This window comes from Salipiger bermudensis (assembly GCF_020171625.1).
GTDB classification, from domain to species: domain Bacteria; phylum Pseudomonadota; class Alphaproteobacteria; order Rhodobacterales; family Rhodobacteraceae; genus Salipiger; species Salipiger bermudensis_B.
Genome location: NZ_JAIUZY010000001.1, coordinates 337,819 through 352,499, shown reverse-complemented (window position 1 = coordinate 352,499; position 14,681 = coordinate 337,819). Strand labels below are relative to the sequence as shown.

Sequence of the window (14,681 nt, the reverse complement as noted above, 5' to 3'; positions counted from 1 at the left end):
GCTGCGACGCGAAGTCTCCCTCGGCGGGTCTGGACAAGCCCCCCGCCGGGGGTGCATTCGACGGGGGTATCGCGCCGAAGACGCCGCCCACGACACCGAGGAACCGGACATGCTCCCCACCCAGGCCCCCTTTCCCGCCACCCGGCTGCGCCGGCTGCGCAAGTCCCCGGCGATCCGCGCCCTGACGGCGGAGACCACCCTGAGCCCGGCGGATTTCATCTGGCCGGTCTTCGTGCGCGACGGCGAGGGCGTGGTCGAGCCGGTGGCCTCGATGCCCGGGGTCAACCGCCTCTCGGTCGACAAGGTCGTCGAGGCGGCGCGCGAGGCCCATGCGCTCGGCATCCCGGCGATCTGCCTGTTCCCCTACACGCCCGCGACGCTCAGGACCGAGGACTGCGCCGAGGCCTGGAACCCGGAGAACCTCTCCAACCGCGCCACCCGCGCGATCAAGGACGCGGTGCCGGAGATCGCGGTGATGACCGACGTGGCGCTCGACCCCTACAACAGCAACGGCCATGACGGGTTCGTGGTCGATGGCGAGATCGTCAATGACGAGACCGTCGAGGCGCTGGTCAAGCAGGCGCTGAGCCAGGCCCGCGCCGGGGCCGACATGATCGGCCCCTCGGACATGATGGACGGGCGCATCGGCGCGATGCGCACGGCGCTCGAGGCCGAGGGCTTCCGCAACACGCTTCTGCTGTCCTACTCCGCCAAGTACGCCTCGGCCTTCTACGGGCCGTTCCGCGACGCGGTCGGCGCCGCGGGGGCGCTGAAGGGCGACAAGAGCGGCTACCAGATGATGCCGGGCAATTCCGACGAGGCGATGCGGCTGATCGAGCGTGACCTGTCCGAGGGCGCCGACATGGTGATGATCAAGCCTGGGATGCCCTATCTCGACATCTGCCGTCGCGCCAAGGAGATGTTCGGCGCCCCGACCTTCGCCTACCAGGTGTCGGGCGAATACGCGATGCTGGCGGGGGCGATCGAGCGTGGCTGGCTCGACCACGACCGGGTGATGCTCGAGAGCCTGATGGCGTTCAAGCGCGCCGGCTGCGACGGGGTGCTGACCTATTTCGCACCGCAGGCGGCCCGGCTGCTGAACGGCTGAGAAGCGGAATGCCGCAGGCGCTGCTGCAAAGCGCGCTTGCGCCGTGACAGGCCCGCATTTGCAGCGTATAACCACGACATGTAAACCGGCGGGACAGCCGGACCAGAGGCATCGGCAAGACAGGATACCAGCACCCCCATGATGATGACCCGACGCAGCTTTACCCTCGGACTGGCGGCGCTGCCGCTTCTCGCAGCCTGCGGCAACGGCATTGGCAGCTCCGGCTCGGCCACGATCGACGCGCGCGTGGACAGCACGCTGAGCCAGATGTACTCGCAGTTTCCGGGCACCGTCGATCTCGGCCAGAAGGCCGCCGGGATGCTGGTGATGCCGCTGGTGACAGAGGCCGGTCTCGGCCTCGGCGGCGCCTACGGGCGCGGCGCGCTGCGCGTCGGCGGCGCCACGGTCGATTACTACTCGATGGTGCGCGGCTCCGGCGGTCTGCAGATCGGCGCCCAGCAATATGCGCATGTGCTGTTCTTCATGACCGACGACGCGCTCGCCAACTTCCGCCGCTCGCCGGGCTGGGCGGCCGCTGCGAATATCGAATACGCCACCCCGGAACGCGGCGACACGCTCTCGGCGGAAACCACCACCTCGCTCTCGCCGGTGATCGCGGTGATCTTCGGTCAGTCCGGGCTGCGCCTTGGCGCCACGCTCGAAGGTACGAAATACACCCGGATCATTCCCTGATCCCGGCCACGCACCTGGATCAGCGGGCGTAAGGGGGGCTGTCTGCCCCCCTCTTCGCATCCGCGAATTCACCCCCCGAAGGTATTTTCGAACCAAAGAAGCGCCGGCGTCGGGAACGGATCATTAACCTTAACGCGCTAGTGACGAGGGGCGGTACAGGCGGAGGCGCCGATGACCGCAACCGGAGAAGCCCCTCGCCCGCCGTGGCGGGGGGTGACCGGACAGACCGACGCCCGCCTCTTCTCTGGTTCTTGAAATACCTCGGGGTGAATTTCGCAGGCCCGCCGGCGAAAGAGGGGCAGCGCCCCTCCCCGCCCCCGCCACACCGGGCTGCGTCAGTGGTACGTGAATTCGCCCACCACGTGCCGCCATTCGCCGGAGGACAGCATCTTGCGGTGGGTGAAGCGGATCGAGTGCAGCGGACCCTCGATCTCGTCCTGCCAGAACTCGACGAACCTGAACAGCCGCGGGTGGTCCGGGGCGAGGTCGTAGTCCTGCCAGACGAAGGTATTGAGAACGTGGCGGTAATCGGGCATCCGGTAGAAGATCTCCGCCGTCGTCAGGCCATAGCCCTTGAGCATCAGTTCGGTGGGTGTTTCCTGCATCGCTTTACCTCGGCTTTTCTTCGTGCTTAAAGCCTGCCGCGATGCTCCTCTTTTTTCAATTAAAACAGGTTGTTAGCATCTGATCCCCGTGGCTGCCAGTTTTGTCGCGCCGCTGCCATTGCGCCCCATATCCTGCATCTGATATAAGCCTCTCTCACAAGATATAGCATAATAACGGACAGGCGAGCATCGTGACCGACACGCCGGAACCCCCTGAAAACGATGAGGAAATGAGCGGACCCGAGCGCCCTTCCTATAGTGGCCCCGCGATCTCCATCATCGACGAGATGAAGTCGAGCTACCTCGATTACGCCATGAGCGTGATCGTGAGCCGCGCGATCCCGGATCTGCGCGACGGGCTGAAGCCCGTGCACCGACGCATCCTCTACACCCTGTGGGAGAACGGGCAGACCAAGTCCAAACCTTACCGCAAATGCGCCACCGCCGTGGGCGACGTGATGGGCCGCTACCACCCGCACGGCGACTCGGCGGTCTATGACGCGCTGGTGCGGATGGCGCAGGATTTCTCCATGTCGCTGCCGCTGATCGACGGTCAGGGCAACTTCGGCTCCATGGATGGCGATCCGCCCGCCGCCTACCGGTACACCGAGTCGCGGCTCGAGCGCACCGCCGAGGCGCTGCTCGAGGATATCGACAAGGACACGGTCGACTTCGTCCCGAACTACGCCAACGAGCGCAACGAGCCGGTGGTGCTGCCCGCGCGCTACCCCAACGTGCTGGTCAACGGCGCCGAGGGCATCGCGGTCGGCATGGCCACGCGCATCCCGCCGCACAACCTCGGCGAGGTGATCGACGCGACGCTGGCGCTGATCGAGAACCCCGATCTCAGCTCCGAGCAGCTGATCGAGTACATCCCGGCGCCGGATTTCCCCACTGGCGGCGTCATTCTCGGCCGTTCCGGCGCGCGCAAGGCCTATCTCGAGGGGCGCGGCTCGGTGATCATTCGCGCCAAGACCCGCATCGAGGAGATCAAGCGCGACCGCTACGCCATCGTCATCGACGAGATCCCCTACCAAGTGAACAAGGCGACGATGATCGAGCGCATCGCGGAATCGGTGCGCGACAAGAAAATCGAGGGCATCGCCCACGTGCAGGACGAATCCGACCGCTCGGGCGTGCGCGTGGTGGTCGAGCTCAAGCGCGACGCCACCGCCGAGGTGGTGCTCAACCAGCTTTACCGCTTCACGCCGATGCAGGTCAGCTTCGGCTGCAACATGCTAGCGCTGAACGGCGGCAAGCCCGAGCAGCTCACCCTGCGCACCTTCCTCACCGCCTTCCTCGATTTCCGCGAGGACGTGGTGGCGCGGCGCACCGCCTACCTGCTGCGCAAGGCCCGCGAGCGCAGCCACATCCTGTGCGGCCTCGCCGTGGCGGTGGCCAATGTCGACGAGGTGGTCGCCACCATCCGCGCCTCGGTCGACGCTTCCGAGGCGCGCGAGAAGCTGATGACCCGGCGCTGGCCGGCGCATGAGATCGCGCCCTATATCCAGCTGATCGACGACCCGACCCACAAGATGAACGAGGACGGCACCTACAACCTGTCGGAGACGCAGGCCCGGGCCATCCTCGAGCTGCGCCTGCAGCGTCTCACCCAGCTGGGCGTCAAGGAAGTCACCGACGAGCTCGAGGAGCTCGCCGGCAAGATCAAGGAATACCTCGAGATCCTCGGCTCGCGCGAGCGCATCATGGAGATCATCTCGAACGAGATGACCGCCGTGCGCGACCAGTTCGCGGTGCCGCGCCGCACCGAGATCGTCGACTGGGCCGGCGACATGGACGACGAGGACCTGATCGAGCGCTCGGACATGGTCGTCACCGTGACGCAGTCGGGCTACATCAAGCGCACCCCGCTGGCCGACTACCGCTCGCAGAAGCGCGGCGGCAAGGGCCTGTCGGGCGGCGGGCTGAAGGAAGACGACGTCGTCACCCAGCTCTTCGTGGCCAACACCCACACCCAGTTGCTGTTCTTCACCACCGCTGGCATGGTCTACAAGCTCAAGTGCTGGCGCCTGCCGCAGGGCGGACGCACCTCGAAGGGCAAGGCCATCGTCAACATCCTGCCGATCCCGCAGGGCGTGTCGGTGGCGGCGATCATGCCGGTTGACCGCCCCGAAGAGGACTGGGACGACCTTCAGATCGTCTTCGCCACCTCCAAGGGCTCGGTGCGCCGCAACCGGCTGTCGGACTTCACCAACGTCATGCGCAACGGCAAGATCGCGATGAAGTTCGAGGGCGACGACGAGGCGACCCGCCTGATCAACGCCCGGATCTGCTCGGAAGACGACGACGTGATGCTGGTCACCAATTCCGGCCGCGCCATCCGCTTCCCGGTGCCGGACGTGCGGGTGTTCAACTCGCGCAACTCAACCGGCGTGCGCGGCGTGAAGCTCTCCAATGGCGACGAGGTCGTGTCGATGTCGGTGATACGGCACTTCGAGGCCGAGTCGGACGAGCGTGCCTCCTATCTCAAGATGCGCCGCGCCATGGCGGGACTTGCGGACGATGCCGAGGCGGCCAGCGACGACGACGAGGGCAATGCCGACAGCCTGCTCTCGGCCGAGCGCTATGCCGAGATGTCGGCGGCGGAGAACCTGCTGCTGACGATCACCGCGAAGGGTCTGGGCAAGCTGTCGTCGAGCCACGACTACCCGATCCGCGGTCGCGGTGGCATGGGCGTCACCGCGTGGGAGAAATCCATGCGCGGCGGCGAGATCGTCGCTTCGTTCCCGGTCGAGATGGAAGACCAGATCATGCTCGCCACCTCCACCGGGCAGTCGATCCGCGTGCCGGTCGAGGGCATCTCGTTCCGCTCGCGCAGCGCCGGCGGCGTGAAGGTGTTCAACACCCGCGAGGGCGAGACCGTGGTCTCGGTGGCCTGGATCGCCGATCAGGGCGACGAGGACGAGGGCGACGGTGAGAGCGAGGCCGGCGAAGGCTGAGCGGTCCCGCATCGCCATGGTTTCTGACCTCCCGGCCGGGGTTCCTGGCCGGGAGGTTTCTTTTTTGAGTATTTGGAACGTAGAGAAGCTCAGGACGTGGCGCGGGACGGCTGGCGCGGCTTTGTGCTATGACAGGCGCGAGGTCCCGGCGGGGCCGATAAGTGGCGGGCAAATTTTTCGAGTATTTGGGACGTAGAGAAGCTCAGGACGTGGCGCGGGGCGGCTGGCGCGGCTTTGTGAGTTGACCGGCGCGAGGTCCCGGCGGGGCCGATCGGTGGCGGGCGGGCTTTTCTGGTTTTTGGTACCTGGAGAAGTTCGGGGGCAGCTGGCGTCGCGGTGCGCGAAGTGGCTGCGACATTTGCTCTTGGAGGGGGCGCGGCGCGGCCCCATATTCGGCACATGCTGAAGTTCACCCCGATCCTTCTCGCCATTCTCTACGCGCTCGCCATGTACCGCGTGTCGGTCTGGCGCACCACCAAGGAGCTCGACGCCAAGTCCACCGAGCTGGCGGATCCCCGGCTGAAGGCGCTGACCGATCGCATGGCGGCGGCGCTCGAGCTGTCACGGATCCGCGTCAACATCTACGAGATCGAGCCGGTCAACGGCCTCGCGGCGCCGGACGGGCGCATCTTCATCACCCGCGGCTTCTACAACCGCTACCGGGCGGGAGAGGTCTCGGCCGAGGAAATGGCCTCGGTGATCGCCCACGAGCTGGGCCACGTGGCACTGGGGCATTCGCGGCGGCGGATGATCGACTTCTCCGGCCAGAACGCGATCCGCACTGCCATGGCGATGGTGCTGGGGCGGTTCCTGCCCGGCGTCGGCCCCTACCTCGCCACCGCGGCGATGAAGCTTCTGGCGGCGCGGCTGTCGCGCGGGGACGAGTACGAGGCCGACGCCTACGCCGCGGCCCTTCTGCACAAGTCAGGCATCGGCGTGGCGCCTCAGAAGACGCTCTTCACCAAGCTCGAGGCGCTGACCAACGCCCGCGGCACCGTGCCCGCCTGGCTCATGTCGCACCCCAAGACCGAAGAGCGCATCGCGGCGCTGGAAAAGCTCGAAGCCCGCTGGGAGGCGGTTGGCCGGCGCTGACCGCCCTTTAAGGGAGCAGCGCCTTCAGCTGCAGCCGCTTCTCGGAATCGAAATCGTTGCTCAGCAGCACGCCTCGGACTGCGCCCCATGTCTCGGGTGGGAACGCTTCGGGATCGACATCGGGCATCAGAAAGCGGATCGAGGCTTTCTCGCCCTGCGTCAGCGGAACCGGGTCTCCGAAGGTCAGGGCAAGCTGCAACGGCGCCTCGCCCGTCGGCGGTGCGGAGGCCGTTTCTCCGGAGAGCGCTGTCGCGGCGGAAGACCGCGGGACGCCAGCCGCCGCCGCCGTTGCGAGGCAGCAGACAAGCGCGAGGCACGGGGTCAGGATCTTAGCGGTCATAGCGTCCTCCATGGTCGTGATACCGGGTGAGGTTAACACCGGCGCGCCGCGATACCACGCCGCTCGGTGATCACAAAGACGTATGCCCCGGGCCGCCGCAAGACGCCATCCACGGTGAGGTGCCCGCGCCCCATACGCCCGGCGTCACGCCAAAGCCGCGGCCAAGTGTTCTTGACACCCCCTTCTCACCCGGCCACAAGACCCGCGCAACATAACCCGCAACCGGGCGTTCCGTGGGCGCCAAACCGACGAGGAGAGCCGCTATGGCCCAGATCTCTCTCACCTTTCCCGATGGCAACAAGCGCGATTACGAGCAGGGTGTGACCCCGGCTGCGGTCGCCGAGTCGATCTCGAAATCGCTCTCGAAGAAGGCCATCTCGGCCACGGTCGACGGCCAGCACTGGGATCTCCAGTGGCCGATCGAGCAGGACGCGCAGATCGCCATCAACACGCTGCAGGACGAGGCCCCGGCGCTCGAGCTGATCCGCCACGACCTCGCCCACGTGATGGCGCGCGCCGTGCAGGAGATCTGGCCCGACACCAAGGTCACCATCGGCCCGGTCACCGAGCATGGCTGGTTCTACGATTTCGACCGCGCCGAGCCTTTCACGCCCGAGGATCTTGGTCAGATCGAGGCCAAGATGAAGGACATCATCAACGCCCGCGAGCCGGTGACCACCGAGATTTGGGAGCGCGACCGCGCGCGCGCGTTCTATGAAGAGAACGGCGAGCCCTACAAGGTCGAGCTGATCGATCGCATTCCCGAGGGCGCGCCGATCCGCATGTACTGGCATGGCGACTGGCAGGATCTGTGCCGCGGCCCCCACCTGCAGCACACCGGCCAGCTTCCGGCGGATTCGTTCAAGCTGATGGGCGTCTCGGGCGCCTACTGGTTCGGCGACGTGAACCGCCCGATGCTCCAGCGCGTTCAGGGCGTGGCCTTCCGCAACCGCAAGGACCTGCAGGGCTACCTCAATTTCTTGGAGGAAGCCGCCAAGCGCGATCACCGCAAGCTCGGCCGCGAGATGGACCTTTTCCATCTGCAACCCGAAGCGCCGGGCCAGATCTTCTGGCACCCGAACGGCTGGTCGATCTACACCTCGCTGCAGGACTACATGCGCCGCCAGCAGCACCGCGACGGCTATGTCGAGGTGAACACGCCGCAGGTGGTCGACCGCAAGCTCTGGGAAGCCTCGGGGCACTGGGACAACTACCAGGAGAACATGTTCATCGTCGAGGTCGACGAAGACCATGCCCGCGAGAAGAGCATCAACGCTCTCAAGCCGATGAATTGCCCCTGTCACGTGCAGATCTTCAACCACGGGCTCAAGTCGTATCGCGACCTGCCGCTGCGCATGGCCGAGTTTGGCTCGTGCAACCGCTACGAACCCTCGGGCGCGCTGCACGGCATCATGCGGGTGCGCGGCTTCACGCAGGACGACGCGCACATCTTCTGCACCGACGACCAGATCGAGGCGGAAACCAAGAAGTTCATCGAGTTCCTCGCCGGCATCTACGCCGATCTCGGCTTCGAGAACTGGAGCATCAAGCTCTCCACCCGCCCCGAAAAGCGCATCGGCTCGGAAGAGAGCTGGGACCGCGTCGAGGCGGCGCTGGGAGACGCCTGCAAGGCCGCCGGCTACGGCTTCGAGTTGCAGGAGGGCGAAGGCGCCTTCTACGGCCCGAAGCTCGAGTTCACTCTGACCGACGCGATCGGGCGGGAATGGCAATGCGGCACGCTGCAGGTCGACCCCAACCTGCCGGAGCGGCTCGATGCCAGCTATATCGGTCAGGATGGCGAAAAGCACCGTCCGGTCATGCTGCACCGCGCCGTGCTCGGCTCGTTCGAGCGCTTCATCGGCATCCTGATCGAGGAGCACGCCGGCAAGCTGCCGTTCTGGCTCGCGCCGCGGCAGGTCGTGGTGGCGTCGATCACCTCGGAGGCGGATGACTACGTGCACGAGGTCGTCGCCGAGCTGAAAGCCGCGGGCGTGCGCGCCGAGGCCGACATTCGCAACGAAAAGATCAACTACAAGGTCCGCGAGCACTCGGTCGGCAAGGTGCCGGTGATCCTCGCCGTCGGCCACCGTGAGGTCGAAGAGCGCACCGTCACCGTGCGGCGCCTCGGCGAAAAGCAGACCAAGGTTGCGACGCTGGACGAAATCACGCAGGAGCTCGGGCTCGAGGCGACGCCGCCGGATCTGCGCGGCTGATCGGTTCGCCCGGAACAGTTTATATCAGACGTCACGGCCCCCGCGATCTTCGCGGGGGCCGTTTTGTTTGTGTGACACCGCGTCCCGCGCGCCGGCTTGTTCTTAGGCGCTGACGCCGAGCGCGCCCTGCGTGGCCTTGTCCCAGCCGAGATACATCGCGTCGCCGTCGACGATCAGTGGCCGCTTCATCAGCGCCGGGTGCGCCGCCAACAGCTCGAGCGGCGGTGTTGCGCGCGCCTCTTCCGACAGCCCGCGCCATGTGGTCGAGCGCGTGTTGACCAGCTTGTCGCCAAAGCGCGCCTGCGCTTCGGCCAGCACCTCGCCGGGCACCCCGTCGACGCGCACGTCGATCAGCTCGGCCTCTGGCAGAGCCTTCATCGCCTTCCGGCAGGTGTCGCAATTTTTCAGCCCGTAGACCCGCATCTCGCCTTCTCCTTCGTCTTGCGGCGACAAATTATCGCCGATCGCTTCGGGAGCGAAGTCTTTCTCTTGATTTTTGCCGAACCTGTGCAACGCTTTGCTTCGTGACCTTCGATGATCAGCGCCGAAAGTGCAGCAATATAAGCTCTCTTTCTTCCTGAAAGGCGAATGTGACGGGGCGCCCGGGCCAGGCCGGGCAACAACATCGGACGACTGGAAGGAGCACGGGAACATGCCGAGTGGCACCGTGAAATGGTTCAACACGACCAAAGGCTACGGCTTCATTGCGCCGGAAGAGGGCGGGAAAGACGTTTTTGTTCATATTTCTGCTGTCGAGCGGTCCGGCCTCACCGGGCTCGCCGACAACCAAAGGGTGAGTTACGATCTCAAGGAAGGTCGTGACGGTCGCATGATGGCATCGGACCTGAAACCCCTCTGATTTCCCAAGATAATACTGCCTTGGCCCTCGATTGGGCCGGGCTCAATTCCGAGCCGCAGGGCTACTGCGTCTGAAGCTTGTGTGCTTCCTGCCCGGCCAGTTGGATCAGGTCGGCCATGTACGGCTTTTCGAGGTCGCCACTGCGCGTCGCGGCATAGAGCGTCCGGGTCAGCCCTTTCTCGGTGATCTGGCGCGTCACGTAATCCGAGTTGTATTTCACCTCGCGCACGACCCAGTCGGGCAGCACCGAGACGCCGCGGTTCGATGCCACCAGAAGCAGAATCACCGCGGTCAGTTCAACCTGACGAATCGCGGCGGGTTCGACCTTGGCCGGGGTCAGAAGCTGCGAGAAGATATCGAGCCGCGTGCGCTCCACCGGGTAGGTGATCAGCGTCTCACCGCGAAAATCCGCCGCTTCGATGACGGGCTTCTGGGCCAGAGGATGCGAGGCCGCGGCGACGAAGACCGGGCTGTAATCGAACAGCGGCGTGAAGGTGATATCGCTCAGCGCCTCTGGATCGGACGAGATCACGACGTCTACATCTTCCTTCTGCAACGCCGGAAGCGCGTCGAAGGCGAGGCCCGGTCGGATGTCGACATCGACGTCGGGCCAGCTCTTCCGGAACGCCTCGAGCACCGGGAACAGCCACTCGAAGCAGGCGTGGCATTCGATGGCGATGTGGAGACGGCCCGAGCGCCCTGCCCTCAGCGCCGCGAACTCGGCCTGCGCGGCCTCGACCTGCGGCAGAACCTGCTCGGCCAGCCGCAACAGCCGCGTCCCCGCCGCCGACAGCCGCATGGGCTTTGAGCGCCGCACGAACAGCTCGATCCCGGCCTGCTCTTCGAGGCCCTTGATCTGGTGGCTCAGGGCCGATTGGGTGATGTTGAGCTGGTCGGCCGCGCGCGCCACGCTGCCCGCCTCGTGCACCGCCTTGATCGTGCGAAGATGACGGAACTCGATGTGCATCCTATCGTTTCACTCATGTTGTTCTTGAGATTTATGAGTTTGTCTCACATTGCGGTATGTGCGACAAGCCTCGCAACAAAAGAGGATCCCGGCAATGCAACGCCCCGACATCTCATTCGAGTTCTTTCCGCCGCGCAATATCGAGGCGACCTTCCGCCTGTGGGACACGGTGCAATCGCTGGCACCGCTGGACCCCCGCTTCGTCTCGGTGACCTATGGCGCCGGCGGCACCACGCGTGAGTTGACCCGTGACGTGGTCGCGACGTTGCACAAGCATTCCGGGCTGAAGGTCGCCGCACACCTGACCTGCGTCGACGCCACCAAGTCCGAGACCCTCGCCATCGCCGAGCAGTTCCATGCCGCCGGTGTGAGCGATATCGTGGCCCTGCGGGGCGACCCGCCGAAGGGCGCCACCGGCTTCACGCCGCACGAAGACGGCTTTTCCAGCTCGGTCGAGTTGATCGAGGCGCTTCGCGAGGCGGGCGATTTCAACATCCGCGTCGGCGCCTATCCCGACATCCATCCCGAAGCCGGCTCCGGCCAGGCCGACGTGGAGTGGCTCAAGCGCAAGCTCGATGCCGGCGCCTCGGAAGCGCTGACGCAATTCTTCTTCGAGGCCGAAACCTTCTTCCGCTTCCGCGATGCCTGCGAGAAGGCCGGCATCGACAAGCCGATCGTGCCCGGCATCCTGCCGATCGAGAACTGGAAGGGCGCGCGCCGCTTTGCCGAGTCCTGCGGCACCAAGATCCCCACCTGGGTGATCGAGGCGTTCGAGAAGGCCGGGCGCGACGGGCGGCAGGACCTGCTCGCGACATCGATCTGCACCGAGCTGTGTTCGGAGCTGATCGAAGGCGGGGTCGACAAGCTGCATTTCTACACGCTCAACCGCCCCGAGCTGACCCGCGATGTCTGCTTCGCCCTCGGCGTGACGCCCGACTCCAAGCTCGAGCGCGTGGCCTGAACCGCGCCGCCCGAACTTCCAGGTCCGGGCGTGGCAGCGGAGGGCCAATTGTCGTCGGCAAGACTTCGCCGTCTTGCCGAAAGCCTGCCCTAATCGTGCCAATTTGAAGCATTAGACCGCTCCTCATCTCAATGGAGTGTGTTTCCAAATGCGCGTTTTTTGCTCGAACTTTTATCGTCTCGCCCACCGGACCGCCGGCGTTTATGCCGGTCTGACAACGCTGGGCTTTCTTGCCAGCGTGCCCTGGCAGCTGGAGGCCGGGCGGCATGTCATTGTCCCGATCGTCATTTCCCTCATCGCCCTCGCCGCCGCCGCGGTCCTCACTTGGCCGAAGCTGATGCCCGACTGGGCTGCGGAGCGTTTTTCCCGACCGTCTGCGATGCGCGACCTGCCCGCGGTTCTGCTTGGAAACGCGCTGCTGCCGCTGCTCTTTGTCGTGCCGAGTATGGGGCTGGTCATGGCGCTTGGTCTGTCCGGGCATCTCACACGCGAATTCGCCATCCTCTCCGCCTCGATCCCGTTCATGCTGTTTGCCATCAGCTGGTGCATCGGCCTGCTGCTCTGCTTCTGGCCGGACCGCCGGCAGAGCGAGGGAGGCGACAGCGTCGCGCGGCACCCGTCGCGCACGCTACCTCTGCTCGGGCGCCATCGCCGGGCGTGATGCCGATCGGCTGTGTCCCGCCGACGACCGGCCGGGAACGCTCTGAAAAGAGGCGGTAAATCCGTCTCTTACACAAACTTCATCAATCAAAGCCGCACCCCCTGTTCCCACTCGCGCCGCAATCCGGTTACGCTCCGGTGAAACGGCGAGGGATGGAGCGGCAAGTGCGGCTTATCGTTTTCACGGATCTGGACGGCACGCTGCTGGACCACGGCGATTACAGCTACAGCGCCGCCCTGCCCGCGCTGCAGGCGTTGCGGGCGCAGGAGATCCCCCTGATCCTCGCAAGCTCCAAGACCGGCGCCGAGATTGCGCCACTGCATCAGGCTCTTGGCCTTGGCGACTGGCCGATCATCGTCGAAAACGGCGCGCAACGGGTGATCCCCGGCGCCGACATGCACGACCGCAGCCCCTACGAGCGGCTGCGCGGGGCGCTCGACCAGCTGCCAGCCGCGGTGCGCACCTGCTACCGCGGCTTCGGCGACATGACCGATGCGGAGGTCGCGGAGATCACCGGTCTTCCGCCCGAAGGCGCGCGTCTGGCGCGGCTGCGCAATTTCACCGAGCCCGGAGTCTGGAGCGGCGACGAGGACGGGCTGGCCGCGTTCCTCGCGGCGCTCGAAGCAAAGGGCATCGCGGCGCGGCACGGCGGGCGCTTTTTGACGCTCTCCTATGGCGGCACCAAGGCGCAGCAGATGGCCGGCATCATGGCTGATCTCGGATGCGACACCGCCGTCGCGCTCGGCGATGCGCCGAACGATCGCGAAATGCTCGAGACCGCCGATTACGGCGTCATCGTCCGCAACGATCACGGCCCGGGCATTCCCGCCCTCCCCGGTGAAACCACAGGCACCATCCTCCGCAGCGAAGCCCCCGGACCCGCAGGCTGGAACGCCTGCGTTCTTCGGCTTCTCGACAGGCTCGGATACAGCAAGAGAGCAGACCGACATGGCTGACTTCCAGCAGAACGGCAACATCGCCCAGTTCCACAACCTGCGCTCGCGCCCGACCGAGGAGTTGATCTACGAGCTCGAGACCTTCGCGCAAAGCCGCAGGATCTCGCTGATCCTGCCCTCTCTGTTCTCCGAGCTGGAAGGCGATGCGCTGCCCAACATCCTGCAGGAGCTGAAGCAGGTCACCTACCTGCACCGCATCATCATCGGTCTCGACCGCGCCGACGAGGCGCAGTACCGCCACGCGCGGGAGTTCTTCTCCGTGCTGCCGCAGCAGACCACGGTGATCTGGAACGACAGCCCGCGCATGTCGCAGATCATGGGCCGGCTCGAGGCGCTGGGGCTCGCCCCGCAGGAGCCGGGCAAGGGTAAGAACGTCTGGGGCTGCATGGGCTACCTGATCTCCTGCGCCGACAGCTCGGTGATGGCGATCCACGATTGCGACATCGTCACCTACAAGCGAGAGATGCTCGACCGGCTGGTCTATCCGGTGGCCAACCCGACCTTTCCCTACCAGCTTTCCAAGGGCTTCTACCCGCGTGTGGGCCAGGGAAAGCTCAATGGCCGGGTGACGCGGCTGCTGGTCTCGCCGCTGCTCATCGCGCTCAAGCGCACCATCGGCGACCGTGATTACATCGACTACCTGCGCGCCTTCCGCTACCCGCTTTCGGGCGAGATGGCCCTGCGCACCGGGCTGTTGCCGGACCTGCGCATCCCCTCGGACTGGGGGCTCGAGATCGGGGTGCTGTCGGAAGCATGGCGCAACCTCGGGCCGCGCCAGGTCTGCCAGGTCGAGATCGCCGACCAGTACGACCACAAGCACCAGGAGCTGTCGCCCGAAGACGCCTCGCAGGGGCTGTCGCGCATGTCGACCGACATCTGCAAGGCGATCTACCGCAAGCTCGCCGCCGACGGCACGGTGTTCACGCCGCACGTGTTCCGCACCCTCAAGGCCACCTACTACCGCTCCGCGCTCGACCTGCTCGAGGCCTACTGGGCCGACGCCAAGATGAACGGCCTCAGCATCGACCGCCACGCCGAGGAACAGAGCATCGAGCTGTTTGGCGAGAACATCACCCGCGCCGGCCAGCTGTTCATCGAGAACCCGCAGGAAACGCCCTTCATCCCGACGTGGAACCGCGTGCATTCCGCCGACCCGACGCTGCTCAGCGACTTCCGGGCGGCGGTGGCGGCGGACCAGGAGGAATTCGGCGGCGCCTGACGGACGGTGATGTTAGCGCTCTACACCCCGCCGGGGAAACATGCTAA

14 protein-coding genes are annotated in these 14,681 nt (G+C 65.8%); 10 read left to right on the top strand and 4 right to left on the bottom strand.

The features are described from left to right. Positions 1–109 precede the first annotated feature (109 nt). Both hemB and LCM15_RS01660 read left to right on the top strand, forming a co-directional pair. Positions 110–1,108 carry a porphobilinogen synthase gene (hemB, locus tag LCM15_RS01665; protein ID WP_224852492.1) on the top strand — a complete coding sequence of 333 codons (999 nt, stop codon included), beginning with the start codon at positions 110–112 and terminating at the stop codon, positions 1,106–1,108. A gap of 138 nt (positions 1,109–1,246) precedes the next feature. Further along, positions 1,247–1,801 (top strand): YSC84-related protein, encoded by a 555-nt coding sequence (locus LCM15_RS01660; RefSeq protein ID WP_224852491.1) that lies wholly within the window; start codon positions 1,247–1,249, stop codon positions 1,799–1,801. Positions 1,802–2,136: 335 nt separating this feature from the next. Here LCM15_RS01660 and LCM15_RS01655 read toward each other — a convergent pair whose 3' ends face one another. Then, positions 2,137–2,406: an usg protein gene (locus LCM15_RS01655; RefSeq protein ID WP_224852490.1), complete on the bottom strand. Its 270-nt coding sequence runs from the start codon at positions 2,404–2,406 to the stop codon at positions 2,137–2,139. A gap of 230 nt (positions 2,407–2,636) precedes the next feature. On the opposite strand from LCM15_RS01655, the gene gyrA reads away from it, so the two are divergent. After that, positions 2,637–5,366 carry a DNA gyrase subunit A gene (gene gyrA / locus LCM15_RS01650; protein ID WP_224852489.1) on the top strand — a complete coding sequence of 910 codons (2,730 nt, stop codon included), beginning with the start codon at positions 2,637–2,639 and terminating at the stop codon, positions 5,364–5,366. Positions 5,367–5,765: 399 nt separating this feature from the next. Beyond that, positions 5,766–6,458 (top strand): M48 family metalloprotease, encoded by a 693-nt coding sequence (locus LCM15_RS01645; protein WP_224852488.1) that lies wholly within the window; start codon positions 5,766–5,768, stop codon positions 6,456–6,458. Positions 6,459–6,465: 7 nt separating this feature from the next. On the opposite strand, the gene LCM15_RS01640 is transcribed toward LCM15_RS01645, so the two are convergent. Further along, positions 6,466–6,798, bottom strand: a complete 333-nt coding sequence (locus tag LCM15_RS01640) for a hypothetical protein (protein ID WP_224852487.1) — start codon at positions 6,796–6,798, stop codon at positions 6,466–6,468. Between the two features lie 263 nt (positions 6,799–7,061). Here LCM15_RS01640 and thrS point away from each other — a divergent pair, with 263 nt between their 5' ends. Beyond that, positions 7,062–9,011, top strand: a complete 1,950-nt coding sequence (gene thrS / locus LCM15_RS01635) for a threonine--tRNA ligase (RefSeq protein ID WP_224852486.1) — start codon at positions 7,062–7,064, stop codon at positions 9,009–9,011. A gap of 102 nt (positions 9,012–9,113) precedes the next feature. Here the strand turns inward: thrS and LCM15_RS01630 are convergent, their stop codons facing one another. After that, positions 9,114–9,434: an ArsC/Spx/MgsR family protein gene (locus LCM15_RS01630; protein ID WP_224852485.1), complete on the bottom strand. Its 321-nt coding sequence runs from the start codon at positions 9,432–9,434 to the stop codon at positions 9,114–9,116. 229 nt (positions 9,435–9,663) lie between these two features. Here LCM15_RS01630 and LCM15_RS01625 point away from each other — a divergent pair, with 229 nt between their 5' ends. Beyond that, positions 9,664–9,870, top strand: coding sequence for a cold-shock protein (locus LCM15_RS01625; protein WP_224852484.1), 207 nt, complete (start codon positions 9,664–9,666; stop codon positions 9,868–9,870). Positions 9,871–9,931: 61 nt separating this feature from the next. Here the strand turns inward: LCM15_RS01625 and LCM15_RS01620 are convergent, their stop codons facing one another. Further along, positions 9,932–10,837, bottom strand: coding sequence for a LysR family transcriptional regulator (locus LCM15_RS01620; RefSeq protein ID WP_224852483.1), 906 nt, complete (start codon positions 10,835–10,837; stop codon positions 9,932–9,934). Positions 10,838–10,931: 94 nt separating this feature from the next. On the opposite strand from LCM15_RS01620, the gene metF reads away from it, so the two are divergent. From metF to LCM15_RS01600, 4 genes are all read left to right on the top strand, one after another. Next, positions 10,932–11,798 (top strand): methylenetetrahydrofolate reductase [NAD(P)H], encoded by an 867-nt coding sequence (gene metF / locus LCM15_RS01615; RefSeq protein WP_224852482.1) that lies wholly within the window; start codon positions 10,932–10,934, stop codon positions 11,796–11,798. Positions 11,799–11,946: 148 nt separating this feature from the next. Next, on the top strand, positions 11,947–12,459 hold the full coding sequence (locus LCM15_RS01610) for a hypothetical protein (RefSeq protein WP_224852481.1): 513 nt from the start codon (positions 11,947–11,949) through the stop codon (positions 12,457–12,459). Positions 12,460–12,623: 164 nt separating this feature from the next. Next, complete coding sequence (locus tag LCM15_RS01605) at positions 12,624–13,415, top strand: HAD-IIB family hydrolase (RefSeq protein ID WP_224852480.1); 792 nt, start codon at positions 12,624–12,626, stop codon at positions 13,413–13,415. Next, positions 13,408–14,634: a glycosyl transferase gene (locus LCM15_RS01600; RefSeq protein WP_224852479.1), complete on the top strand. Its 1,227-nt coding sequence runs from the start codon at positions 13,408–13,410 to the stop codon at positions 14,632–14,634. Before LCM15_RS01605 ends, LCM15_RS01600 begins: the two co-directional genes overlap by 8 nt. Positions 14,635–14,681 lie beyond the last annotated feature (47 nt).

Bases quoted from the DNA above. Each gene is read 5' to 3' on its own strand.
- hemB (WP_224852492.1), top strand. From the start codon at position 110: ATGCTCCCCACCCAGGCCCCCTTTCCCGCCACCCGGCTGCGCCGGCTG.
- LCM15_RS01660 (WP_224852491.1), top strand. From the start codon at position 1,247: ATGATGATGACCCGACGCAGCTTTACCCTCGGACTGGCGGCGCTGCCG.
- LCM15_RS01655 (WP_224852490.1), bottom strand. From the start codon at position 2,406: ATGCAGGAAACACCCACCGAACTGATGCTCAAGGGCTATGGCCTGACG.
- gyrA (WP_224852489.1), top strand. From the start codon at position 2,637: ATGAGCGGACCCGAGCGCCCTTCCTATAGTGGCCCCGCGATCTCCATC.
- LCM15_RS01645 (WP_224852488.1), top strand. From the start codon at position 5,766: ATGCTGAAGTTCACCCCGATCCTTCTCGCCATTCTCTACGCGCTCGCC.
- LCM15_RS01640 (WP_224852487.1), bottom strand. From the start codon at position 6,798: ATGACCGCTAAGATCCTGACCCCGTGCCTCGCGCTTGTCTGCTGCCTC.
- thrS (WP_224852486.1), top strand. From the start codon at position 7,062: ATGGCCCAGATCTCTCTCACCTTTCCCGATGGCAACAAGCGCGATTAC.
- LCM15_RS01630 (WP_224852485.1), bottom strand. From the start codon at position 9,434: ATGCGGGTCTACGGGCTGAAAAATTGCGACACCTGCCGGAAGGCGATG.
- LCM15_RS01625 (WP_224852484.1), top strand. From the start codon at position 9,664: ATGCCGAGTGGCACCGTGAAATGGTTCAACACGACCAAAGGCTACGGC.
- LCM15_RS01620 (WP_224852483.1), bottom strand. From the start codon at position 10,837: ATGCACATCGAGTTCCGTCATCTTCGCACGATCAAGGCGGTGCACGAG.
- metF (WP_224852482.1), top strand. From the start codon at position 10,932: ATGCAACGCCCCGACATCTCATTCGAGTTCTTTCCGCCGCGCAATATC.
- LCM15_RS01610 (WP_224852481.1), top strand. From the start codon at position 11,947: ATGCGCGTTTTTTGCTCGAACTTTTATCGTCTCGCCCACCGGACCGCC.
- LCM15_RS01600 (WP_224852479.1), top strand. From the start codon at position 13,408: ATGGCTGACTTCCAGCAGAACGGCAACATCGCCCAGTTCCACAACCTG.